Origin of the sequence: Natranaerobius trueperi, from assembly GCF_002216005.1 — a bacterium.
Taxonomy (GTDB): Bacteria; Bacillota; Natranaerobiia; order Natranaerobiales; family Natranaerobiaceae; genus Natranaerobius_A; species Natranaerobius_A trueperi.
In genome coordinates this window covers 66,316-91,471 of sequence record NZ_NIQC01000003.1, presented here as the reverse complement: position 1 = coordinate 91,471, position 25,156 = coordinate 66,316, and the positions used below count along the sequence as shown (strand labels likewise).

General features: G+C 33.3%; 25 protein-coding genes and 2 pseudogenes. 15 read left to right on the top strand and 12 right to left on the bottom strand.

Translation table 11 applies throughout. From position 1 onward, the window contains the following. Positions 1–15: 15 nt before the first annotated feature. From CDO51_RS02490 to CDO51_RS02480, 3 genes are all read right to left on the bottom strand, one after another. Complete coding sequence (locus tag CDO51_RS02490; protein WP_089022718.1) at positions 16–1,449, bottom strand: flavocytochrome c; 1,434 nt, start codon at positions 1,447–1,449, stop codon at positions 16–18. 730 nt (positions 1,450–2,179) lie between these two features. Beyond that, the gene (locus tag CDO51_RS02485) at positions 2,180–2,512 is read right to left on the bottom strand and encodes an ATP-binding protein (RefSeq protein ID WP_089022717.1); all 333 of its coding nucleotides are present in this window, start codon (positions 2,510–2,512) and stop codon (positions 2,180–2,182) included. 428 nt (positions 2,513–2,940) lie between these two features. Continuing rightward, positions 2,941–4,026 carry a M14 family metallopeptidase gene (locus CDO51_RS02480; RefSeq protein WP_158212282.1) on the bottom strand — a complete coding sequence of 362 codons (1,086 nt, stop codon included), beginning with the start codon at positions 4,024–4,026 and terminating at the stop codon, positions 2,941–2,943. A gap of 154 nt (positions 4,027–4,180) precedes the next feature. Here CDO51_RS02480 and CDO51_RS13435 point away from each other — a divergent pair. The 3 genes and pseudogenes from CDO51_RS13435 to CDO51_RS02470 all read left to right on the top strand — a co-directional run. After that, positions 4,181–5,311: pseudogene (locus tag CDO51_RS13435) on the top strand (glycine/sarcosine/betaine reductase component B subunit); the annotation flags it as partial. 6 nt (positions 5,312–5,317) lie between these two features. After that, on the top strand, positions 5,318–6,121 hold the full coding sequence (prdB, locus tag CDO51_RS15170) for a D-proline reductase (dithiol) protein PrdB (RefSeq protein ID WP_143824665.1): 804 nt from the start codon (positions 5,318–5,320) through the stop codon (positions 6,119–6,121). Positions 6,122–6,225: 104 nt separating this feature from the next. Then, positions 6,226–7,974 carry a bifunctional metallophosphatase/5'-nucleotidase gene (locus tag CDO51_RS02470; protein ID WP_143824662.1) on the top strand — a complete coding sequence of 583 codons (1,749 nt, stop codon included), beginning with the start codon at positions 6,226–6,228 and terminating at the stop codon, positions 7,972–7,974. A 185-nt stretch (positions 7,975–8,159) separates the two neighbouring features. On the opposite strand, the pseudogene CDO51_RS15290 reads toward CDO51_RS02470, so the two are convergent. Then, positions 8,160–8,348 (bottom strand): annotated as a pseudogene (locus CDO51_RS15290) (RNA-guided endonuclease TnpB family protein); the annotation flags it as partial. 383 nt (positions 8,349–8,731) lie between these two features. On the opposite strand from CDO51_RS15290, the gene CDO51_RS02460 reads away from it, so the two are divergent. From CDO51_RS02460 to CDO51_RS02415, 10 genes are all read left to right on the top strand, one after another. Further along, entirely contained in the window at positions 8,732–9,406 is a 675-nt protein-coding gene (locus tag CDO51_RS02460; RefSeq protein ID WP_089022713.1) for a copper amine oxidase N-terminal domain-containing protein, read from the top strand. Between the two features lie 103 nt (positions 9,407–9,509). After that, on the top strand, positions 9,510–10,715 hold the full coding sequence (locus CDO51_RS02455) for a type II secretion system F family protein (RefSeq protein WP_089022712.1): 1,206 nt from the start codon (positions 9,510–9,512) through the stop codon (positions 10,713–10,715). 42 nt (positions 10,716–10,757) lie between these two features. Then, complete coding sequence (locus tag CDO51_RS02450) at positions 10,758–11,483, top strand: sigma-70 family RNA polymerase sigma factor (protein ID WP_089022711.1); 726 nt, start codon at positions 10,758–10,760, stop codon at positions 11,481–11,483. A 105-nt stretch (positions 11,484–11,588) separates the two neighbouring features. Continuing rightward, on the top strand, positions 11,589–12,575 hold the full coding sequence (pilM, locus tag CDO51_RS02445) for a pilus assembly protein PilM (protein WP_205842076.1): 987 nt from the start codon (positions 11,589–11,591) through the stop codon (positions 12,573–12,575). Continuing rightward, positions 12,576–13,190 (top strand): PilN domain-containing protein, encoded by a 615-nt coding sequence (locus tag CDO51_RS02440; protein ID WP_089022709.1) that lies wholly within the window; start codon positions 12,576–12,578, stop codon positions 13,188–13,190. Continuing rightward, positions 13,183–13,716, top strand: coding sequence for a type IV pilus inner membrane component PilO (locus CDO51_RS02435; protein ID WP_089022708.1), 534 nt, complete (start codon positions 13,183–13,185; stop codon positions 13,714–13,716). Before CDO51_RS02440 ends, CDO51_RS02435 begins: the two co-directional genes overlap by 8 nt. Then, positions 13,713–15,404, top strand: a complete 1,692-nt coding sequence (locus tag CDO51_RS02430; RefSeq protein ID WP_089022707.1) for a GspE/PulE family protein — start codon at positions 13,713–13,715, stop codon at positions 15,402–15,404. Before CDO51_RS02435 ends, CDO51_RS02430 begins: the two co-directional genes overlap by 4 nt. Before the next feature lie 29 nt (positions 15,405–15,433). Continuing rightward, entirely contained in the window at positions 15,434–15,886 is a 453-nt protein-coding gene (locus CDO51_RS02425; RefSeq protein ID WP_089022706.1) for a type IV pilus modification PilV family protein, read from the top strand. Between the two features lie 16 nt (positions 15,887–15,902). Continuing rightward, positions 15,903–16,406 carry a PilW family protein gene (locus CDO51_RS02420; RefSeq protein WP_089022705.1) on the top strand — a complete coding sequence of 168 codons (504 nt, stop codon included), beginning with the start codon at positions 15,903–15,905 and terminating at the stop codon, positions 16,404–16,406. A 46-nt stretch (positions 16,407–16,452) separates the two neighbouring features. After that, positions 16,453–17,553, top strand: a complete 1,101-nt coding sequence (locus CDO51_RS02415) for a hypothetical protein (protein WP_089022704.1) — start codon at positions 16,453–16,455, stop codon at positions 17,551–17,553. Positions 17,554–17,924: 371 nt separating this feature from the next. Here CDO51_RS02415 and CDO51_RS02410 read toward each other — a convergent pair whose 3' ends face one another. The 3 genes from CDO51_RS02410 to CDO51_RS02400 form a co-directional block, all read right to left on the bottom strand. Further along, positions 17,925–18,671, bottom strand: a complete 747-nt coding sequence (locus CDO51_RS02410; protein WP_089022703.1) for a LytR/AlgR family response regulator transcription factor — start codon at positions 18,669–18,671, stop codon at positions 17,925–17,927. A gap of 352 nt (positions 18,672–19,023) precedes the next feature. After that, complete coding sequence (locus CDO51_RS02405; protein WP_205842075.1) at positions 19,024–19,188, bottom strand: aspartyl-phosphate phosphatase Spo0E family protein; 165 nt, start codon at positions 19,186–19,188, stop codon at positions 19,024–19,026. A 146-nt stretch (positions 19,189–19,334) separates the two neighbouring features. Then, positions 19,335–19,679, bottom strand: coding sequence for a helix-turn-helix domain-containing protein (locus CDO51_RS02400; RefSeq protein WP_158212281.1), 345 nt, complete (start codon positions 19,677–19,679; stop codon positions 19,335–19,337). Between the two features lie 166 nt (positions 19,680–19,845). Here CDO51_RS02400 and CDO51_RS02395 point away from each other — a divergent pair, with 166 nt between their 5' ends. Then, on the top strand, positions 19,846–20,472 hold the full coding sequence (locus CDO51_RS02395; RefSeq protein ID WP_089022700.1) for an HD-GYP domain-containing protein: 627 nt from the start codon (positions 19,846–19,848) through the stop codon (positions 20,470–20,472). A 433-nt stretch (positions 20,473–20,905) separates the two neighbouring features. On the opposite strand, the gene CDO51_RS13695 is transcribed toward CDO51_RS02395, so the two are convergent. The 5 genes from CDO51_RS13695 to CDO51_RS14135 all read right to left on the bottom strand — a co-directional run bounded on the left by CDO51_RS13695 (position 20,906) and on the right by CDO51_RS14135 (position 24,346). Then, a complete protein-coding gene (locus tag CDO51_RS13695; RefSeq protein ID WP_158212280.1) occupies positions 20,906–21,043 on the bottom strand; it encodes a hypothetical protein in 138 nt (45 codons plus the stop codon). A gap of 583 nt (positions 21,044–21,626) precedes the next feature. Further along, on the bottom strand, positions 21,627–22,493 hold the full coding sequence (locus CDO51_RS02380) for a glycine betaine ABC transporter substrate-binding protein (protein WP_089022697.1): 867 nt from the start codon (positions 22,491–22,493) through the stop codon (positions 21,627–21,629). A 432-nt stretch (positions 22,494–22,925) separates the two neighbouring features. After that, the gene (locus CDO51_RS02375) at positions 22,926–23,297 is read right to left on the bottom strand and encodes a hypothetical protein (RefSeq protein ID WP_089022696.1); all 372 of its coding nucleotides are present in this window, start codon (positions 23,295–23,297) and stop codon (positions 22,926–22,928) included. Positions 23,298–23,574: 277 nt separating this feature from the next. Next, positions 23,575–23,868 carry a hypothetical protein gene (locus CDO51_RS02370; RefSeq protein ID WP_158212279.1) on the bottom strand — a complete coding sequence of 98 codons (294 nt, stop codon included), beginning with the start codon at positions 23,866–23,868 and terminating at the stop codon, positions 23,575–23,577. A 196-nt stretch (positions 23,869–24,064) separates the two neighbouring features. Further along, positions 24,065–24,346, bottom strand: a complete 282-nt coding sequence (locus CDO51_RS14135; RefSeq protein WP_089022694.1) for a hypothetical protein — start codon at positions 24,344–24,346, stop codon at positions 24,065–24,067. Between the two features lie 224 nt (positions 24,347–24,570). On the opposite strand from CDO51_RS14135, the gene CDO51_RS02360 reads away from it, so the two are divergent. Beyond that, positions 24,571–25,137, top strand: a complete 567-nt coding sequence (locus CDO51_RS02360; protein ID WP_089022693.1) for a hypothetical protein — start codon at positions 24,571–24,573, stop codon at positions 25,135–25,137. Positions 25,138–25,156: the final 19 nt, after the last annotated feature.

The following is a 25,156-nucleotide window of genomic DNA, read 5'->3' as shown; positions in this document are numbered from 1 at the left end:
TTGGGGCTCTTATCTTTATTCTAGTTCACTAGCAGCATTTTGTCCTGCAATTCTACCAAATACAGTAATATCAGTTAAAGCATTTCCACCAAGACGATTATTTCCATGAATGCCACCAGTACACTCACCAGCTGCATATAATCCTGGAATGATCTCACCGTCTTCACCAATTACTTGAGCTTCAGTATTAATATTTAATCCACCCATAGTATGGTGAGTAGCTGGAGTGATTTCAATTGCATAAAAACTTGCTTCATCAAGATTCATTGCCATATTTTCTCTTTCAAAGTCTGCATCATTTTCTTCTTCTACAAAAGAATTATATTTTTCAACTGTTTCCTCTAGCTCTTCTGCTGGAATTTCTAACTCGTTCGCTAGCTCTTCAATACTTTCACCTTTAGTTACAAGACCTTGATCAACATATCCTTCTATGGCTCCTAAAGAATCTCTCACTTTTTCATCAAAGAATAGAAAAGCACTTTCCCCTTCTTGGTTTAAGATAGCCTCAGAAACTACTGCTCGTGTTTCTAATTCATCAACAAATCTTTCTCCATCTTTATTAACTAAGATAGCTCCGTTACCTCGAACAGCTTCTGTGATCATGTTTCCGCCTTCTTCAACAACAGTTGGGTGAATTTGGATCATGTCCATATCAACTACATCAACACCAATTTCTTGTGCAATCTCAATTCCACTACCTGTAGCTCCCGGATGATTAGTAGTAGCATAACCTTCTAGTTCAGCATCATACTCAGTAATCATATCTTCGTTACCACCGAATCCACCAGTTGTAACTATTACACTCTCAGCATTTATTTCAAATGCGCCTTCTTCGTCTTCAACTTGTAACCCAGAAGCTTTTCCTTCATCATCAGTTAAAATCTCAGTAACTGTAGTTTCAAGTAAAACATCAACGCCTTGTTCCTCTGCAGCAGCATCTAAAGTTGTTACTACTTCTGGTCCTACCGGTTCACCACCAGCTGGTCTATGAGTTCTAGCATTACTTGCTCCACCCATACTTCCAACATCACTTAGATCAGCACCTAACTCAGTTAACCACTCTACAATAGAAGCAGAGTTTTCTGTCATCACTTCTACTAGTTCTGGATCATTTTCTTCTCCGCCACCTGTCATAGTATCTTCATAGAAAACATCTACACTATCTTCGATCCCCTCTTCATCTTGAAAAGTTGTTTCAGCAGCATTCAATCCACCTGTTGCTCTAAGGGTGTTTCCACCTAACATTGGCATTTTTTCAACAACTACTACTTCAGCACCCTCTTCAGCAGCTGAAACGGCTGCAGATAGGCCGGCTCCACCGCCTCCAACAACAGCTATATCATATTCTATTACTTCACCTGTATCTTGGACTTCTTCCCCTTCATCACAGGCAACCATTGAAACTAATAACATCCCTGAAAGTAAGGTCATGGTTAGTTTTTTAAACATTTTAATACCCCCTCAATATAATTTAAATTTACTCAATTATTTTTTTAATAAAAATCTTACGCTTACTATAAAAAAACCATCCCCCTCCTTATGTATGTTATTGATATAACATTTACCTAAATAATAGCACTAAGATACAGATTGCGCAATAATTCGACAAAGTTTCAGAAACTTTTAACAGAATTAACCTTTTTGAAGCTCAATTAACTATAATCTCGCCCTGGTCGTGTTAGGTAATTATATTCATAGTATATACCAGAACTTGCACCACTATCTAAAGCCATTGCTTCATTAAAGCCTAAATCTACACAAAACGCTGCTACATTAAAGTGTGTTACTCTGGGAAATCGTTCATTATCATCTTTAGTATAAGCATTAAAGTAGGTTCCGTTAACTGCTGAAATTCCACCTTGTCTATCAGTTACTAGCTAAAGATGAAACACTTCCCACAGATTCAAAAGTTGAAGTTAAATGATATGTACCATCTAATGTTATACGAAGTTTATTATTCCATCAAAAATTTTAGCTTGTACATCTATTTCATGGCTCGTACCATTCACTAATAATCTATTACTACCAACGAGTATTTCCACTACATCATCATCTATACCCGCGATAGGTTTTTATCACGAACAATACTTTTTAGCTGTCGGAAATGTTAAAATAAATTCTGTTTTAAATTTATTAGAATTTATTCTAATATGACCATGATAATTTCTAATGATTTTCTTTATATGTATAACCCATAACCCCTACCATTACCTTTTGTTGTATAACCAGATTCAAAAATCGCTTCTTTTTCTCTTTGTGTAATCATTGGACCATTATTTATAACATTAATCTGATTATGTCCATGTTCATTAACTAATAACTCAATACTCACATATTTTTCTCCATTATTTTTTAATACTGATTCAAACGAATTATTTAAAGGATTACCTACTATGGCGTTTAAATCCCATGATTTAAAGTACCATTCGTTTAGGTCATCTTTAATTCCAAAATTACAGTCAATCCCTTTTTCTTCAGCTATCTTTTTATGAGTATTTAAGGTTATATTCAAGGCAGGGTAATTATTCGATAAATCTGATGAACAATAACTGTAATAATTAAAGCATTACTTATAGTTAATGAAATTAAAGTTTTATCAGTTTTGTTCATCACTAAATTTTCCCTGCTCTTCTTTGCTATTAAAATATTTTATGCTATTAATATCAAATATATATAACCTGTTCTTTTTAAATAGCAGATAAATAAGTAACATCACACTTACAATCGCGATATTAAAAAGCATCAACAGACTTGGTGAGTCTAGTAATATATACATAACTAGTATATCATACTTTTATCGAATCTATCTTCCTTTTTAATTGGTTGTACATTTAGAGACCAGGTTAGAGATCAAATGAGGTGATTGTTTCTACTATGGAAATGGCCTTATTAAAAACTGAAGCTTTTGAAATTGGCTAAAATAATTCCCCTTAAGGGGAATTATTTTAGTTTTTCATTTGCAATTTTTGATAAAAACAGTCCTACTTCTTTATTGTTTTTCCACTCAACTTCCATGTAATCTAAATCTTGAGTATCTTCTCTACCTGTAAAAGGTACCAGCTCAAATATATATGCAGGTCTATCAAATTCTTGGATAAACCAATCATTAAAGTTAGCCCCTTTGTAATCTGAACGTGGGGGATACAATTGATATCCTGTCATTTCACTTAACTGCTCACCTATAGCTCTATCTCGTTCTAAATGTTTGTTATGATAATACCAAAATATCACTTGCCCCCTAGTATGATAAGATGCAGCTGTTAGGGGTTCTATTTGTTTAGTAAAATCATACATAGCCTGTGATTCAGGTTCTGATAAAGGCTCTTCTCCTTTATAGTTCATTGCATACCTAGTCCCGATACAGTCAGACTCTTCCCAGTCTGCTGGGTATTGTCTATTTAAATCAACTCCATTTATATTGGCCTTCCATAAATAAAAATCATCTTTTGCCCATCTTACATTATGTTCTTTAACTTGTTCACAATACTCTTCTGGAATTCCTTCTTTACCTTTTTGGTTTAATGTAACACCGTCTGGATTAACCATTGGTACAAACCATATCCCAACCTCATCTAAAATCTCACGTACATTATATTCACCAATTTTCTCACCTGTTACATAAGCATAGGCATACCGGTCAATTTTTGTCATGATTAGATTTGTTGAGAGCCATTCACGTCCATGATGACTACCTTCAATCAGTATATTATCCTCTTCATTTCCTAACCTAACTGCATATAACTCTTTTCCAGTAACAGACTCACCAATATTTTTTACTTCTAATAAGCCTTGATACTGTTTATCTAATTTTTTTAAATCTTTTTCTAAATCATCAAAAGAATAAGTTTGATAGGGATCAACTATTGTTTTTATCCTATCCGGATTAATTCGATCTAGAGGATCAGATTCAGGAGCTTTTTCAATGTCTTTTTCATTTGTTGGATTGTCACCTTGAAGAAAAGCAATACTAAATGCAAATACAAAAATAGCAATAAGTATAAGTAATGGCCGAAACTTCTCTGACACTAACTGATCACTCCCAACTAATTTAATTTCTCCTTCTTTCTAAGGATGAAAATCTTTCAATATAATTATACATATTTTTATTAAACTTTATTAAACAACTTTAAGCTAAAAGTAATATTAAATTAATATTAGGTAAAACTAACAATGAATAATTTTGGTTAGGAGGATTGGTAAATTGAATAGAACCTTACAATTAAATCAATACCAAATAACAGATCTGGTACTTGATAATAAAACAGAAATAAATGAGAATGAATTAAGTGTTAACAAAGAACTAGTAAAGGACTTAACAAATAAATATTCAGATTTACGCGATATCAAAGTCAGACTTATAACAAACGAAAATTTAGATACTGAAGTAAATACAATGATGGATGTAATACCAATTAGAACTAAAGATGAAAGCACCCTCGGAACTGGTACTACCTTAGAATTAGACGGTGTAGTAGTTCTTCTTACTGGTAAAGAATCTACTGGAAAACAAGTAGCCGAGTTTGGTAGTACGGCTGGTAAAGCATCTGAAAAGATAGCATTTAATCAACCCGGGTGCCCAGATGAGGATGATTTAATTTTAAATATTGATATGTCAATAGAAGAAGGTATCTCAATGACAAGAGATGGTCCAACAGCTTGTCATAGAGCTGTAGATGAATTTATACAGGATATCAGAAATGCTATGAAGCGTGATCTTTCTAATAAAAATCCAGATAATAGTTCTTTAATAAAAGAAGGAGAACAAGACCCAAATAAACCAAATGTCATACTCGTAAAAGAAATGATGGGACAGGGAGGAATGCATGATAATATCCTTTTACCTTTAGAACCTTGTGGTGTAACAGGGGGAAAAAGCGTAGTAGATTTAGGTAATATTCCAGTTGTTATGTCTCCAAACGAAATGAAAGATGGTGGTATTCATGCTATGACTTGTGTTGGGCCTTCTACCAAAGAAACCACCAGACATTACTCTAGAGATCCACTTTTGGACGTTTTGTATGAAGATCAAGATATATATTTAAGAGGAGTTGTAGCTGTTGGTTCTCCACAATCGAACCATGAAAAAGAGTATGTGGCTGAAAGAATAGGCATGATTATGGAAAACATCCAACCAGATGGCGTTATAGTTATGACAGAAGGGTTTGGTAATAACCATATTGACTTTGCAAAACACATTGAAGCTATTGGTAAGCGTGATTTTCCTGTTGTAGGTGTAACATATGCTGCTAAACAAGGAGCTTTAATAATTGGTAATAAATACATGGATGCATTAGTTGAGTTAAATAAAAGTGATAGCATGGTTGAAACAGAAGTCTTAGCACAAAATACTTTAGTGAAAGATGATGCAAGTAGAGCTCTTAACATGTTAAAAGATAAATTATTTAATCGCAGCTCGAATATCAAAACTGAAGTACCTGTACCAAAGGAACCAGAACCAGTTTTTATACCCCCAAATAAAGACTTGTCTGAATCTAATGTGGCACTAGTCTCTGCAGCCGGTATACACCTTAAAGACCAAGAACCCTTTGATGTAGCTGGCGATAATACATTTAGAAAAGTCCCAGCTGATGTTAGTTCAGATAAGTTAATGGTGACTCATGGGGGGTACGATCATAAGGATGTTAGAAAAGATATTAACTGTATGTTTCCTATAGATAGACTAAAGGACTTAAAAGAAAAAGGTATTATTAAAGGCACTAGTGACTACCATGTTGGTTTTATGGGTGGGGGCGGTGATTTTGATGTCTTAAATGATTCAGTTGGTCCTGAAATCGCTGAAGTTATTAAAAATGCTGGCGCTGATATAGCTGTACTAACTGCTGGATGAGGAACTTGTCACCGCTCTGCCGTGGTTGTGCAGAGAAAAATTGAAGAGGCTGGAATACCAACCATAATTATTGCAGCATTACATCCTGTTGCAAAACAACAAGGAGCGCCAAGAGCTGTCCATGCATTAGTACCGATGGGTGCTAATCTGGGACCTCCTAACGATGAAAAAGTACAAAGAGATATCTTACAAAGAGCTTTAGAAAAAGTCATGACTATTGAAAAACCCGGAGAATTTGTTAGGGTTCCGTATGAATATCAGGCTAAAATCTAAAGAATTAACCCGACCTTTATTGGTCGGGTTTTTTTAAAGGTCTTTTAAATATAATATTGAATATATTAATAAAAGATTATCTAGAAAAAAGCGAGGTGCAAAATTTGACTAGTCAAAATACAGTTAATTTCACATTACTATATACAACTGATGAACATTCTTCTTTAATACCACACACCCCTGCAATTGATTTTGATCCCAATCAAAAGGATGATACCATTGGTGGATTTGCAAGACTTCAAACAATTGTTTCAAAAATCAGAAACGAGAAACTGAAATCAAAAGAACCAGTGTTATTAGTTTCAGCCGGTGACTTTTTGAGTGGTAATCCTTATAGTTGGTTAGCTACGAAAGGAAAAACTCCTGAATTAAGCCTAATGAACAAGATTGGTTATGATGTTATAACACTCGGAAATCACGAGTATGATTTCGGTACAGATTTTATTAGTAACTATTTAAAATTAGCAGGTTATCCAAAGGATAATGGCCCTGTTTTATTAGGTACAAATACTGTCATTTATGATGATACTCCTTTAAAAGAGATAGGTCTTAATAAATACTTTATTAAAGAGCTAACTAATAATATTAAGGTTGGTTTTATTGGTATTATTGGAAAAGAGGCTCAGCATTATATTCGAAAAGCTAAAGACATCACATTTAACTCTCATCTTACATCAATTAAAAAATATGTTAAAACTTTAAAAGAAAATGGTGCTAATATTATTGTTGCCGTTAACCACTCAGGGGTTAATGAGAATATTAATATAGCTAGATATATTGATGATATAGACATTATAATTAGTGGTCATACCCATAAATTTTTAAAACATCCTACTATAACTAATAACACTTTCATAGTTCAACCAGGTAGTCACTTAAGACATCTAGGACAGCTAGATATAAGTTATAATATAGAAAGCAAAGAATTATCAATCTATCAAAAGAACATACCGATTGATGATATTATCAAAGAAGACCCAGAAATTGAAAGTGACATTTCAAATTACACAAACCTTTTAAATGAATGGCTAGAGGATTTAACTAATAAAAAAATTAATAATATCCTAGAACCTATAGCTATATCTAATGAAAATATCAAAAAAACCCCAACTTATTCAGAAACACCTCTTGGTAACTTGATAACAGACTCAATGAGGATATACGCTGAAGATACACTTGAAAAAACAGTAGATTTTGCCTTTCAAGTAAATGGACAAATTAGAGATGATATTCTTCCAGGTACTAGAGAAGATACAAAAGGTAAGATTTCATTCTATGATTTAGCACGTACAGCAGGAATGGGTAAAACTATTAACTCAACACCAGGATATCCAGTAGCAGAGGTTTATTTTACTAAAAGAGAAATTAAGATAATACTTGAATCCTTTATTTTCTTAAGTAAAGTTATGGGAAACCCCCTTTTTTTACAAGTATCTGGTATGAGATATAGTTATGATCCTGATAATGTTATTTTATCTGATTTACCTATTAAAAATTGGGCTATACCCAGCTTTCGAGCTATTAATAGTATTGAAAAATATGTAGGTGAAGGTGTTCAAACAGATAATAACAAAGATTTTATTGAACTAAAAAAAGATAAAAAAAAATTATATCGAGTGGCTATAGACCTTTATGTGTTAGAGTTTTTTCCTAAAAAAAGGTTAGTTTCACGTTTATTCGTAGTACCAAAAGATGAACATGGTAATCCAATAGAAGACTTTAAAAAAAGTATAATTAAGGAGAACTATAGACCACTTACAGTATGGAAAGCATTGGTAGGTTTTTCAAAGAATCGAGATTTAACCAGCTATAGCGAAGATAACAAAAGAATTATCACAAAAAATAGAAATTAACCTGTGATAATTCCTGTTATATTAATTACATTTTTGACACTCTATACACATGAATGCGTGGGATTTTCGGGTAGCTATGCGTCCTCACTTCATTTCTGCTTTAGACAGCTCCCCAAGCTAAGGGTATACCAGTACCCTTCTTCCCATACCAGTGCATATAGCAGTATAAGCTGATAGACTTTTGCTTACCCTACTCCATCTATCATAGGTGCATGGATGATGTTCATTCCTGCTACCCGATCTCGGTGGGTTTTAATACCTCGTAGTTTTGCTTTGCACTCAATAAATAATGCTAACCGGTAAAATGACCATGTATGTAGGTTCTTTTCGTTTTTACGGCTTGTTCTTGCCGTGTTTCGGGTATTTGACAGTTTTTAGATACCAAAGTATTGATAGTCTCAAAAAGTAAAGTTAATCGATTTTTAATTTCATTTATTGCAATTTTTCAAGGGATAACAAGGTCGTTTGTAGAAAATAACTAGACAATACATAAATTGCAACAGTCGTATTCTAGTTATTGAATTTATGTGAGATACACCTGCTATCAGAAATATGATCATAAAAGGTAAAGAACATCAATTTTATCCTACCATTCAGACAAGTAGTTAATCATGAATACAGACTATGAATCAAGAACTAAAAAATAACAAAAAAGCGACTCTCGATAATTGCATTGAATGATAAGAATTGAAAGACTTTTGAGTAATTTATAAGTGTAAAGTAATGAAGACATCAACAATTTTTACAAGAGAAGGTGATGGCAATAATTAAACTTAATCATTCAAATAACCCGAAGAACCCACGGAATATGGCTTCTAATAATATCAATAAAAGAACAATTATTTTAATATCAATTTTGTTATTACTAATAGTTATAGCTTTTGTTGTGAATTTTATCATCATGCCGGAATCACAGCCCTCTGAAGAGGTTGAAGTGCCAGTTTCGCAAGGTAATACACACAGAAAAGAGATTGACATGGAAGATATGGAGTTTGCAAGAAAAATAATGGAGAATATGGAATGGCGTGAAGAGACTGAACTGTATAGAGATCCATTCTTTGGTCCGATAGAATTATCAGGAGTTCTAGAAATTGCTATTGATGAAGGCGGGGAATTAGCTTTTCTAGAGAATCCGCCAGTAATACAAGATGGTCGTACTCTAGTTCCGTTACAGGAGATTATGGAAAATTTAGAGGATAGTGTACATTGGAATCCAAAAACAAAAGAGATCATTATTAAAAGAGAAGCAAACGTACTGCTTTATTTGGGAGAATATGAAGCTGAGATAAATGGCGAAATTTTCAAATTAGATGTACCACCACAGATCATTGATGACAAAATAATGGTACCACTACGATTTATATCTGAAAAATTAGGCTTAATTGTAAATTACGACGATGATGGTAGAAAGATTACTATTTCAGTTAATTAGTTTTACAGTTTTAATTACATTATGAATATAAATAAAATAAGAAAGGTTAGGAGGTGTAAGCCATAACAAGGATTTTTTACAAATTTCCTGTTATGGAATGCTTATGGCCTTATACAAATATGAAGCTGTTGATTTTTCTGGAAATCCTTATTCAGGTCAGATAAATGAAAATAGTGAACAATTAGCAGCCAAAAAATTAAATGATAGAGGATACATAGTAACAGATATAAAAGACGTGAACGATTTTAATTTTAAAAAGTTTTTAAATCTCGACCAAAAAGTTAAATTGGGGGATTTAAGTCTCTTTTCGCGCCAATTATCGTCCATGCTAGACGCAGGGATACCTTTAACCAGGTCCTTATTTACTTTAAGTGAACAAGTGACAAATCCAGTATTGAAAAAGGCCATTGGTAATATTGCTGAAAATGTAGAGGGTGGAATGAGTTTTTCTGAAGCTTTAAGTCAGCATTCAGAGGTTTTTTCTAACTTATACATTAGTATGGTTGAAGTGGGAGAAGAAAGTGGAAATCTTGGTGTTTCTTTAGCTAGACTATCTGATCAATTAGAAAAAGACAAAGCATTAAGAGATAATATCCAATCCGCTACTTTTTATCCTAGTTTAGTAACTTTATTTGCAATTGTAATACTCACTGTGATGATGATATTTATTGTTCCTGTTTTTGTCGATATGTTTCCTCGAGAGACTACGATTCCATTACCGACTCAAATAATTATTTCTTTTTCCGATTCTATCAGAAACTACTGGTATTTATGGGTATTGGCGAAATTAGCTGTCATAACTGGAATTAAGTATTATTTGAATACAGAAACAGGTGAAAAAAAGTGGAGTCAAATAAAACTATCACTTCCAATTTTTGGACCATTAGTGAAAAAAGCTGTAGTAGGAAGATTTGCAAGAACGCTTGCTACATTATTGTCAAGTGGTATATCAGTTCTCAATGCGTTAGAAAAAGCTGGGAACACATCTGGTAATAAAGTTATAGAGGAAGCTGCAATGAATGCTGTAGAAAAGACTCAAGAAGGCTCTAGTATAGCAGAAACACTTAAAGAGAACGACGCTTTCCCTCCTATGACAATTCAAATGATTTCCGTAGGAGAAGAAACCGGATCTCTGTCGGAGTTATTAGACCGGATTGCCGGTTTCTATGAAGAAGAAGTGGAGACTATGAGTAAAGGGCTAACTTCTATTATAGAACCGGTAATGTTAGTTATTGTTGGATTGATTATTGGTTTTATTGTGATTTCAATGTATCTTCCAATTTTTATTGGAATTACCGAAATGTCCTAAATTTTTAGTTTATTATCCTAATTGAAGAAAGGGGATTACTTGATGAATAAAAATGATTCCCCAAAAATAAGGCAATCTAGTTTGGATCAAGTTATACAAAATTATCTTGATAACCCGACAGAGACTAATTTAAAACTTGTGGTAGAAAGCTCAAAAGGATTAGTCTATCACTTTAGTAAATTATATTCTCATGATTGTGAACTAGATAATGATTTAGTACAAGCTGGTTATGAAGGTATCTCAAAAGCAATTAAAAAGTTTGATACTAGTTATAAAAATAGTTTTAGTACTTTCGCTTCTTATTACATCAAGGGTGAAATTCAAAAAGAACTTACAAGTAGAACACGGTTCAAATGTGGCGGTAGATGGATGACAATGTTGAAACAACAAGTTTCTAAAGCGAGAGAAGAGCTAAGAAATAACCTGGGAAAAGAACCTTCCATTGAAGACATATCTAAAAAGATAAATATAGATGAAGAAGCTGTAAAAATAGCTATCATTGCTGAAATAGTGCCTATGGAACAAATAGATTTAAATAAAATAAAAAACAGACATTATGAAAATTTTCAATTAGCCATTGAGGACAAAATTGCCTTACAAGATGCCCTCAATCAATTGTCTGAACTGCAACAAAAAGTTGTATATTACCTGTTTTATCTTGATCTATCGCAGACAAAAGCCAGTAAATTGCTGGGCATAAATCAGAGAAAGGTTTCGCGCATAAAAGACAAAGCGCTCAAAGCTATTTCTTCAAATTTGAGATCGTAATAATTCTAATACTGCAATTTACGATATTTATTTTTCTGTAGAAACTCACTTTGAAATTAAATAAAAGTAGGTGATATCATGGGAATTTTAGGCTCTACTAAATCTATGGGTTTAGAATTAAAAGACGACAAGATGAGAGCAGTAGAATTGCATAAAAAAAGAAATACAATTAATATTGTTAATGTCAGAGAGCGAGATCTCGCTGCAGGAATTATTGAAAATGGTAAAATACAAGATTGTAATAAATTAGTTAAAGAACTTGAGAATTTCTGGTCTAATAGCGGTTTTAGTAGTAAAGATGTAAATTTGGGCATTTCAAATCAGGATATCATTGTGAGGTTTGCTTCATTTCCTAAAATTAGTGAAAAAAAATTGGATAATGCAGTGAAATTCCAAGCACAAAACATGCTCCCAATTAATATAAATCAATTAGTATTGGATTACACTGTTATAGGAGAAACACACAATGAAGACGAGAATCCAATTTGGGAAGTGTTAATGGTAGGCGGAAAAATTGACATGATTTATGATTATATTTACTGCCTTGAAAAAGCTGAGTTGTTTATTAATGACATTGAGATCTTACCTTTATCTATGGGAAGATTATTAGAAAAAGAACAGCAGGAACGAGTAGTAATAATAATAGATTCTACTGGTGGAGTTATTAATCTTTCTGTTTTTGAACACGGCAACCCGAAGCTCGCTAGGATGATTACACCTTCCGATACTACTACAGAAATGAGCTCTCCCTATGATGAAATTGCTGCATCTATTGACATTAATCCAGGGGGAAGGAATGACGAACTGTTGGGAGAGGCCCAAATTAATCAGGTTGTAACTAATACTAGAACACTGATTGATTACTATCAAACTCAAAATACGGCAAAATATGTAGATGCAATTCTAATTTGCGGTGGTGCTAAAAATTATCAAATGCTTATGGACCGGTTGGAAAATTTTCTGGGATTACCGGTATATTTCAGCAATCCACAAACAGCATTAGGTGTAGAGGCAACTGATTTATCTTTAGAAGAAATAAAATACTACTCTCAAGTAATCAGCCTTGCTTACAAAGGAATGGAGGAGAATTAAATGCACTCTATCAGTTTACTTCCATCTGAAATTAAGCAAACAAGAGAAAAGAATAAGAAATACTTTACTATAGGAACTATTATTTTTATTATAGCATTACTTTGCTCTGGTTTATTGTTTTTTTTATTTTTACATGTAGATAATGTCAAAAACCAGGTAGATAGCACAAAACAGAACATAACTATAGTTGAGAGTGAAATAGAAGAATTGCAGAAGTACAGGAACTCCTACAAACAGATCACAGAAATAACCGAAGTTATGGAAAAGACCCATGGAGAGGTACCTAATTGGCAAAAAACAATGATTCAAATAGGAGAAACTATCCCTATGAAAACTTGGTTGAACGTGTTGTCGATGCAATATGATGATAGCGTTGATAATCCCTTGGGGATTTTAACAATAGAGGCTTATACCTTTGACTACAAAGAACTTACTACCTGGCTTAAGAGCTTAAATAATACAGATGAAATAAATAATATTGAATATGAATTTTTGAAGAAAATTTATGATGAGGATATGGATTTTGCAATTTACACTTATGAAATCAAGGCTAAAGTTGATACAGAAGACTTTACCCAACGCTATTTAGAAGAGGGGGAGTCAGCAGATGACTAATAAATTGAAACAGTCGAAAATATTTGTATCAGTTGCAGCTTTTTTTCTGGTAATTGTTATAGCAACAGGATGCTACTATTTTTTAAAACTTTCTTCTGCTCAGGAAGAATTGGAACAACAGAAACAGCGGCTAAATTCAAAGAAATCAACTTTAGCTTCATTAGAACAAATTAAAGAACAAGGGAATCTTGAAGAGCAACTTACCTTGTTTAGAGAAGTGATACCAAATTCTCCTAAAAAAGATGATTTTATAGATTTATTATATAGTTCTGCTCCCCCAGATGGTGATATACATCAACTCAAAATAGATAGGGTTATAGAGCATGACGATTATGGTGCTGTTCCTGTAAATTTCACTTACATTGGACGTTATGGTGAAGTGATACAGCTAATAAATAATTTAAATGAAGATAATAGGATGGTTACGATATTTGATATTGACATTGCTGAAGGTGAAGAAGGATACCCTCAGGTAAATGCCAGTATCTATGCGAAAATATATTTCTCTAAGGGTGATAATTTATGAAAATACGGACTTTATTAGGTGAATATTTAATAAAAGCTGGTATAATAACTGAAACACAACTAGAAAAAGCTTTAAATGAACAGAAATCAATGAGTACTAAAAAACCTTTAGGGAAATTGTTAGTTGAAAATGGATATGTCACAGAAGAAGAAATTGCAAAAGCAATAGCCGATCAAACTGGTGTCCCTTATATTTCTATGGATGATTTTGAAGTAGACGAATCTGCTATGTATTTATTGGACAGTAATAAAGTTGAGCAATATAATGCTCTGCCCATTGGATTCGAAAATGATAAACTGATTACTGTTATGTCTAGACCTAAAGATGTGATGATAATTGATGATTTGAGGCTGCTAACTGGGTTTGATATAAAACCAGTAATTGTTACCGATAGTGTCCTAGAATACATGATCAATAGATACTTGAATGATGATATAGATGTAGAACAAACAGATGATTCAAAAACTGAAAGAGCTGAAGAAGAACAGGGTCTCATTACTACGGGTGATAGTTTACAAGAAAAGCCCGCTGTTATGCTTGCTAACACCATATTTCATAGAGCTGTAAGAGGAGGGGCTAGTGATATTCACTTAGAACCACTAGAAAATGGTTTTAGGGTGAGGTTTAGAATTGATGGTGTTTTACACCAGGTCATGAACCCTCCTAAAAGTATGCATCCTCCCCTGGTATCTAGAATTAAAGTTATGGCTAATATGGATATAGCTATGAAAAGAGTACCTCAGGACGGCCGGATCACCTTAAAGGTACAAGACAAAACAGTAGATGTGAGAGTTGCTTCTCTGCCTACACCTTACGGTGAAAAATTAACTTTACGTATTTTAGACAGAGAAGCTCATCTATTTACTTTAGCAGATCTTGGTCTTCCAGATAAAGAGTCAGAACAGCTAAATACGTTGATAGATGTACCATATGGTTTTATTCTAGTAACAGGTCCTACAGGTAGTGGCAAAAGTACTACACTGTACGCTATTTTAAATTATCTTAATACAGTTGATAAACATATTATTACATTAGAAGACCCAGTTGAAAGACGTATAAATGGCATCAATCAAGTACAAGTTCATTCACAGGCAGGGATGACATTTTCTTCAGGCTTGAGATCAATACTGAGAAATGATCCTGATATAGCTATGGTAGGAGAGATCAGAGATTATGAAACTGCCCGAATTGCCATTGAAACCTCTCTTACTGGCCACTTAGTGTTTTCAACCCTTCATACAAATAATGCTGCAGGAGCTCTTTCTAGGTTGACTGATATGGGTATAGAGCCGTACTTGACAACGTCTTCTTTGGTTTTTGTCTTGGCCCAAAGATTAGTTCGTAATTTATGTAATAACTGCAAAAAGCAGTATCAAATGAGTAAAGAAGAACTGCTTGAAAGTATACCTAATTTTCCTATTTCAGAAGATGAAAGTGAATGTATCACTCTTTATAAACCTGGTTCTTGCGCAAAATGTGGAGAAACAGGGTATACTGGAAGGACTGGTATTTATGAGCTGCTACCCGTAACTGAGAGTATAGCGCAAATGGTCTTAGAACGACGTTCCACTAGAGAAATAGATAATGCGGCAAAGGAAGAAGGTATGAAATCCCTCAGAAAAAGTGGGTTAGAAAAAGTTAAATCAGGACTAACATCTTTAGAGGAGGTGCTGAGAGTAGCTAAGTAAGTATTTCTGGTCTGATTGGAGGTTATTTTATGAAAATCCTTACTAAGTTCCAAGCTATTAAGTTATTGGATCAACAAGGTTTTACCATGGTTGAAGTGCTCATATCCATGGCCATTATAGCTTTACTTGCCATGACCTTTATCCCTCTTTTCAGTACCAGTTTTATCAATATCTTTGCTTTTGGAGAAAGGGATAGGGCAATGTCTGCAGCCTCTGATGTCATGGAGCATTTGTATGCAGCACAGCCCTTTGAAGATAGAGATAGTATAGAAACAAAGTTAAATGGTTTGCTGACTAGTGCTGAAAGGAATTTTTCAGAGTTTATATTAAAAGAGCTAGATACAGAAGAACACTATCAAATTGAACCATCAAATGACCCAAAAGAAATTGACAGTGTGAAAGGATATCGTGTTTCCCTAGATGCTTATTATCAAAGTGGAGGGCGCCGTGTCACACTAACTTCTTTTATAAGAGTGAACTGAGAGGAGTAGATCTGCTATGGGGAAGTTATATCAGCTTAAAAGTCAAAAAGGTATCACACTAGTTGAAGTGTTAATAGTGGTAGCATTGTTTATGATAGTTTTAGGACTGGGATATACAGTGATCCATTATAGTAGAACCACCTTTGATACTGGTACTACTAGGGCCGATACTCAACAAGCAGCTAGATTGGTGAAAAACTATATCACTGACGAACTCAGAAATGCTATGGAAATAACTACAGATCACAGCGGCAACGGTTACGGTGTTTTAGAGTTAGATGCTGGTTCTCTGATAATTAATGAAGATACTGTGAAAATAGACAAGCAAATAGAGAAAATAGAATTAGAAGTAATTGAGGAAAATAACACAGGAAGCGCTATTTTAAAAATGATTATAAATGTTGAAGGAGATTACGAATATGAAAATGAAATTCTGTTAAACAACTTAAGTATAGATCAATTGGATATCGATGACTCTGTAGACCTAGCAGATGAAAAGTTATATTACAGCAATCCATAAAAACTGAAAGGAAATTTAAGAACTGATCATATAGGGGGTGAATGTTGTGTTAAGAGATGAGCGAGGAGCCACTATGGTGGTGGTACTTATTGCAATGGTACTGGTGATAGTCATGGGCGCGTCATTTAGCTTGTCAGCCAATACAGAAACTAACCTATCTAGTCAAAATGTCAATGCCAATCAAGCTTTTCATACAGCAAGAAATGGTGTAGATCTAACTGCAGAGTACATTATTAGAAATAAAACTACTGATATAGATGAGGAAGATCTGAAAGATAAATTAAACAATTTATTTAATTCTAATAATAGTAGTGATCCATCTTCAATTACTGATTTAAGTATTAAGAGCACAAACGGTAAAATTGAAGTCACTAGTACCGCTAATTATAGAGATGTAAAAAGGACAGCGACTTTAGAATTAGAGCCCAAAACCGTCTTCGACTATGCGGTTTTTACCACTAGTGAGGGTGAAGATATGACAATACATAATAAGTTTAGTGTTGAAGAAATAATAGGTACAAACGCTTCAAAAGTAGATTTTAAGGGTAATTCAGAAGATAATGTAGATGTGGAATATGAAGTCGGTATATATAGAGAAAATTTAACTAACATAATCGATGAAATTTTCCCAAGTAGCAATTCCAATAATCACTACTACCATTTTGAAGAATTTGATGACATTAAAGACGAAGATTTTGTAGAACATGATGGGAGAGGACAAGGTGTATTAGAATTTGAGATTAATTCAAATGAAGATTTATATATCAGACTAGAGGGTGAATTAGATAATGTTGGTAATATAGTAACGTCAGGTTCAGGTGATGGAGTACTGCATTTATTAGTAAATCATGACCTTAAACTTACAAAGCCTAATGACACAGTACAGTCAAAAATTATCATATATTCAAAAGAAGAGATAGATATAAAAATCCCTGGTGCTTCAGAAGTGGATGCTTACATTTTTGCCCCTAACGCGAAATTTAACTCAACAGGGGGATCTACAGAAATTACAGCAGGAATGATTATAAAAGAATTTGATTCACCTAATACTAGTATGGAATATGATGATTTCTATAAAGAATATTTCAGCGAATTTTTTGATGACGAAGAGTTCGCAGCTACTTATACACGAGGTCTGTGGAAATAATGTGTATAACCAGTGAGGTTCTGACCCTTGAAACCTGGTCTGAGTAATGCGAGCTAGGGAAGTAAAATCCTAGCCTGGTCTATGCCTGGTTATCTTTGTTTGCTCTAACCCTACTGCAAGCTTCTTCTAAGTTGTATATAGAACAAATTTTCTCTATTAAACTGTTTGTCGATGCACCATCGGTTACTGTGTGCCTCTCTATTCTTTTACGTTGGTTTCTTTAATGATCAGAATACGCTCTACACCACACCCTTCAGATTACATTTACATACTTCCCTTTCAGGGATTATGCACAACTACCACTTAATGTAATATCCTTTCGGTTTTATCCTCTAGTCTGTTACCAGGTTTTTTATAAAAAATCCTTATCTCTAAACAAAAGGATCTGACCTAACTAAACTATTTATAGTTTTTTCATAATTATATCTACTTACTAATGCTTTGTTTGGTGAATTAACAAAACAAACTTCGTAACATCTATGAGAGATATTTTGGATTTTAGTTGTTTTCGTTACATTAATAATGTATGACCTATGACTTCTTACAAAATCATCATCTAACCTTCTCTGAATCTCTTTTAGACTCTTAGATACTTCGTGAACTTTTCCATCATCAAGATAGATTCGTACTTTCTTTTCTCCCTTTGTTTTTTCAATAAATAAAATTTTATCTATAGGGATTTGTAGTATCGCTTTAGGTTGTTCAAAAACTAATTTAGAGCTTGTACCAAAATGATTTTGCCCTTTCATCTTGTCTATAAGTTCATTTATTGAACTTTTTAATCGTCCTTGACTAATCGGCTTTACTAGATAATCAAAAGGGTGTACTTCAAAAGATTTTAGTGCATATTCAGAATACGCAGTTACAAAAATAAATTCCATATCTGGTTTTACTTTTTTCATGGCTTTTGCTACAGTTAACCCATTTATTTTCTGGCCTAGTAATTCAATATCTATTATTCCAATATGTGGAGAGTACTCTTTAACTAATCTAAGTGCATTGTCACCATCTTCTGTATCAATCACTTTAGAAACAGCACAATTACCAGAAATGAAGCTCTTCAAAAATCTTCTTGTAAATTTTTCGTCCTCTAATATTAGTATCTTAACATTTTTCATATTATCACCACTAACTTTATCAATTTACATTTTTAGTAAATTAAGACCATTCAGAGTCAAATATCGGCTATTCACGTAACTAGATAGGAAAAATTATAGTAGATATACAAATATTTATCGAATAGGCATAGTAAACTATATATTTAATACATATATATTTGGGGGGATTATTATTAAAGAAAAAGAAAAATTAATTAATGCCTTAACATACATTGATAATTTTATAGTAGCTGAAAAACAGCGACTTAAAAAAGGTCAGTCGTCTACCAATCAAAGTGAAGAAAAATTAAAACAAAGCATAGCTCAACTCAGAGATTTTATTCAAGATTTAAAACAAAAACAACCGCTTTAGTTATATAATTAGTTCATTATACTGGTTAAGTAGGTTATCAAGTTGCTGACTTTTTTCTAATATTATTCCATCACTAAAGTCATGCTCTTTTTGCCCCAATTCTCCTAATTCAGTTCTTAACTGTTCTATTTTGTCTAAAAGATGTCCTTTTTCTACATTTATCAAAAGTAAACACCCTTTCACATATATATTTGGCAATAGAATTATATAACAACTATTTATTTTTGTCAATTTATGGTACAAAATCCCCTGAAATTAGACATAAGGGGATTTTATTTGCCAAAAAATTTATCAAGCTTATATTAATTTCTTTATATTAATTTCATGACCTCAACTATTTTTTCTATACTTTCAGATTTTAACCTTTCTGCTTCTTTTATCAGTTTGTATAAAGCATCGTTTTGATTAATTTTTTGTAATGACTCCAAACATGTATTATAAAGTAAAAGTCTGTCATATTCTTCTCTTCCAAGTAAAAAATCAACAGAGGTATTAAAATAATCAGCTATTTTTACTAATATAGTTAAATCTGGTGTCCTTTCACCATTTTCATATTTAGCTAAGGATGAATAACTAATTCCAATTTCTCTAGCAAGGATTTGGCGGTTAATATTTCCTGTTTCTCTTAAACTTTTTAATCTTTTACCTAATTCCATTAATATTCCTCCTCCATTGACGTTGTACATATTGTCTTATATAATAATGTTAGTTTTATAAAATTATACCTAGTGTCTAACAAGAGACTAACCTCAATACTATTATTATAACGATTTTTATTATCTTGTCGATATATAATATCCACTTTTAAGGTAGGTGTATCTAATGAGTAACTTCAGAGAGCAATGTGAAACCGATGACATAACTGATAATACTAAAAAATACATATTCCTAGATTATTTAAATAAGCTTATTTATGAGCAACTTCACGAAACAAGGGAACACACTTTTAGAATAGAAAAACTCGCACTATCGATAGGCAAATTCTTAAATTTAAACACTGATGAGCTTAATACCTTAAGTCATGTAGCTAGATTTCATGATATAGGGAAGATAGTGTTACCAAAAGATTTACTGCAAAAAACAGATTATTTAACTACAGATGAATCGAAACTATTAAAGCGCCATCCCATTTACGGTTATCATATAGTCAATAAAATTCCAGGGTTTCAAGATATCGCTCGTGGGATATTATACCATCACGAAAGATGGGATGGAAATGGATTTCCTTATAAACTAAAAGGTGAAGAGATACCAATCAGTTCACGGATAGTAAATATAGTAAATTTTTTTGATGTATTAACTCATTACCGATCTTATAAGCTTTCCCCGGATCAGGCAATTGATGAACTAATATTTGGATCTAGATATCAGTTCGATCCAGATATAGTTACTAAGTTAATTAACACTAACTTTATTCATAAGATTGTTTGTGAAAATTTGGAGACATAATTAAGATAGGGGGCGGTGACTAACCGCCGTCCCTCTTACACCACCGAACATACGGATCCGAATACGGCGGTTCCACATTATGTCTGACGTAAGAATTCATATCTAGACACAAGACTTTTAAGCCCTAGACCAATCCAATAGGTTCAGTCTAGGGTTCTTTGTAGTATTGGACTTTTAGCTATACGCCAATAAGCTTTCCGGTTGGTTAACTGCATTGTGCGCCCTTTTTCCAGGACGGAAACCATAGCTATGTTCCGAGAATGTTCCGAGAACGTTCCGTCGAGTAGAAGAGATAGTTGTTGGGCTATTGCTTGTTGGAAGAAACGATCTGTTACTGTAGGAATACCTAACTCCCTAGTACCTCCATCTAACTTTGGGATTTCGACTCGGCGGACGGGTTCTGGTTGATAGGTACCCGACAGAATCTGTTCACTTATTTCAGTCCAATTTTGATTAAGATGCACTCGTAGGGATTTGACGGTATCTTGTCAACACCATGACTACCCTTATTCTTTTCTACCCTCTTTAGAGCTTCGTTTAGATTCTGCCGTAACATGATCAATTTCAACATTAGATATGACCTCCTACGTGAACCACTCATACGATTGTGTCATCTGTTCTCTCCACCCTCCTCAAGTCCCCCGTGGGAATCACCACTTCCTTCTCAAGGTAGGAACTTTGTTTTCTGCTTCTTTGAGACAAATGAACGCCTGGTAATGATTCTCCATAATTAGTTCGGTCCTTCCCTGATATCTTAAGCTACCAAGTACTATGACCTCTGCTGACGTCTGCTGTTCAACATAGCCTCTCGACCATGCTTACCACTTATCTGTGGCGTTCGAGCAGATTCTCCCCGGGTAAGGGCATAAACTTTCTTTCCATATCCCCGCCTCATTTACTCGGTAACACCTTCGGTAGTAAGGACTTTGTCTTGATGTGCAGACTAATCCAGTGTTGCCTAGCCTTGTATGAGATTCGTGTCCCTCGAGGCGAAAATTTGCCGCTGACTTCCTTCAGATGATAGAGTCACCTCCACCACCCTTGTCTTGAGCTACAGCTACTACTACCTTCGCTGTTCGGGACTTTCACCTTATAGCTTATACCCATACCGGGCACACACAAATGAGAAGCAGGCGCTTTAAGCGCCTGCTTCTTTACGAAATCCAATCTTGTACTGTATCTTGATTTTCTTCTATCCATTCTAAAGCAGAACCCATTGGATCATCAGATTCCTCAATCATCGCCATTAATTTACTAAGTTGTTCATCATCAACATAGAAGTTTTCTATAAACTCAGCAACTTCAGCATTCTCTTCCGAAAAACCTTTTCTAGTTACAGCGTCAACTCGCTCAGCATCACCGTAAATATTATCAGGATCTTCTAAAAATTTAAGATCCCAATCTGCAAATTTCCAGTGGGGGGTCCAACCAGTTACTACTACCCATTCTTCATTATCAATAGCATCTCGAAGTTCTGCTATCATTGAAGCTTCACTACTAGTTAGTAACTCATATTCAGCTAAACTATCATACTCTTCAAGAGCGTCATTAGTATTTTGCATGATACCAGCACCCTCTTCTATACCAACTATTTTCTCTTGGAATTTATCTCTATGCTCATCCATTTCATCAATACTATCGATATCAATATAGTCAGGAACCACTAAACCAATTCTAGCATTATCATAGACTGTCCCTAAATTTTCTAAATCATCACTATGTTCATCCATATAACTCTCATGAGTAACAGGTAGCCAAGTTGCAATATATATATCTTGTTCTCCATTTGCAACATCGCTAAATACCATGCCTAGATCTGCCATTGTTATTTCAACATCAAAACCCATCTCTTCTTCGATAACCCCAGCTGCTAAATATGTTTTCGCAGTGGCACAGGTCCAATTACCATGAGCAAGTTCAATTGTCTCAGCCTCAGCACCACCAGTATCTTCACACCCTATAAATACAGCTGTGCCCAAAATCATGACTAATACGATCCCAACAAAAACTGACTTTCTCATAAAATTAAAAATACCTCCTTTATTATTAGCTAGTTATTTCTAAATTGCTTTTTATTATATGCTTTTTGGTAATTAATATCAAATACTGTAATACTTTCTAATAGATACTGAGTAGTCTTCTAATAGTCTAATTGATAATAGTATCCAGTTTTCGCAGATAACTAGAAATATCCTCTAAATTAAATGGACATATCATTATACCACTCATAAAAGTAGCAGCTTCTTTAATTGATAAATACAAAGTTGTTCACTTTTCCTTGTATAGTATAGTAAAATAAAGTTACTTACAATGTATAAATAACTTTGATGAAATTTGAGGCTGCCTATAATCCTCCCTAATGATAAAAGGAATATTTATATTCGTTCTAGTAGTGAGTTAGTTAGAGGTCATGAAGAACTTTTTGACTACCGAACCCTTCGAATTCGTAGACATTAAGATTTAATTATTAGGTCTTCATCAGAAATTTCAATAAAGTATTTAGACTCCGGGTCTAAATACTTTTTGTCTTTTCGAGTAATTATCTCTGATGCCCCAGTTAACCATAGGTGATTTCCCATAGAATAAAAATATCTATCATCACTTTCCCACTTAATTTGGATTTGAGGAGAAAGAAAAGCTCTACCGTATCTAGGTGCCTTTTCTAAGCTTTTTAAAATTGTCTTTTTAGAAAGGTTACTCTCAAAATTATTTGCATCCTCTCCTGTCACATCATAAATTTGTAAATACTCGTGTTTAGTTTTAAAAAGTTTTTCACTGAAAGTATAATTGTAATCATACTTTTTTAAGTTACTTTCTAATATCAATAAATCCCTATAAGTAATCTTCTCCTTAAAATTCGTTAGTAGGATGATAACCATAATACAAGTCACCATAAGAGTTGATTTAGTACTCTTTTGTGTTATTTAATGCTGTTAAAGTCTCATTTATCAGGTCTTCATATTCCCTTGGTAAAATACCATAATTCTTTAAATGAAACTTGTATTCAAATTATGTATTGCATGGTTTAAAGAAACTACAGCAACAGAGTTTGTATCTTGTTTTTCATGGTAATAATCAGGGAATAATATACCTCCTGCCACCTCATGAATAACTCCTTTTTTTTAAGTTACTAAAATAATTTAGATACTCCTTCCCTCTTTTAATAATATTTTCATTATTATACTCTTTTCCTACATCTACTAAAAAAATAGAAGCATCGGCTGACATTCTAGTATCTATAAAGTTTTCTTTAATTCCATAAGCATTATTTAAATAATCTGCTTGTACTTCAGTCCTAAAAAAAACATCTTCGTTTTGTCTGTTCATAAGTGTATAAGCGCTATTTATTAAAAAAGGGCGAAATAAATTATCGCCTGTTATTTTAGTAAAGTCCATCAATAAGTTTGGTGTACTTGCTTGTAAGTTATTAAAATAGAGATTTTTGTCTATATTTTCACTATCTATATAACTTGCTGGTACGTATCAATAACTCCCTTCTGGTGTATACCACCACAGATTCCCGTGATAACCTTTCCCAGAAGTATTAAAGGTTTCTCGAGCTAATTCCCAGTTTGATGTACTAACATATTCACTAAAAACTACCCAATAGGGATGAGTGCTTCTCTTTATTTAAAGTTAGCGTTAAAGTCACCTGCTGACAAAAAAGAAAGTCTTTCGATACTTGATAAGTAACTGTTTCTTTCGGATTAGGTTGTGTTTTTAGTAAAGGGAAGTAAGAAGATTCTTGTAAGTCTAATAATCTACCTGTAAAAAACAACCTATTTATATCTAGACTTTCTTCTGCGTGGATATTTGAATTAAAAAATAAGGTTATAATAGAAATCATGCTATAACAAATATTAATCCAGGACATTTTTTCATAAATAACACCTCAACTATTTATTTAATATTTATATAACTTCTAGAAAAAATTCATCTTCCTGTCATTTTTAACTTTAATAGATTTATGAAACCAAAAAAGTCTAAATGTATGAGCTATTTTCTAATACCTAATTCTCATATTAGATAAGATGGGTATGCAAAAAAAATAAAATGTCTTATAATAGTAAATTACATATATGAGGAAGGAAGATTACCATGCGAAAATTAGATCAATTAAAAAATATTTATAGACAAAATGAAGATGGCGCATATATCATAGAGGTCTTCTTAGATCGGTATATTCATGCTTTTAATGAATGGGATAGCGCATATCTAGAGGTTCGCGACTTAAGTCCAGGCTTAATACACTTTCTTGAAAGATGTTCTCACGATATACCATTTAAATACGATATCGAAATATTATTTACTGTCGCTGAAGAAGAGACTATTGAAACAGAAAAGTTAATAATACGAGGAGTCAAGTCTTATTTTTCCTATAAAATTCTAAAGGAAAAAGAAAACTTGACAAATATGATTAGAAAAATTCTCAAATACTTTGGTATATCGGTGTTTTTCTTAATCATGTCATTTTCTTTAGAACCAATACTTCCTGATACCCTTATGGGTAACACTGCGCGAGAAGGACTAATGATTGGTGGGTGGGTATTTTTATGGCAAGCTATCTCTTTGTTCGCTTTTAATGTTAGCGAAATTAAACAAAAAATTAATGAATATAAACGCTTTTTAAAAGCAAACATTAAATTTAGATATGACCCGGAATAGTCCATACATAAATGAAAGC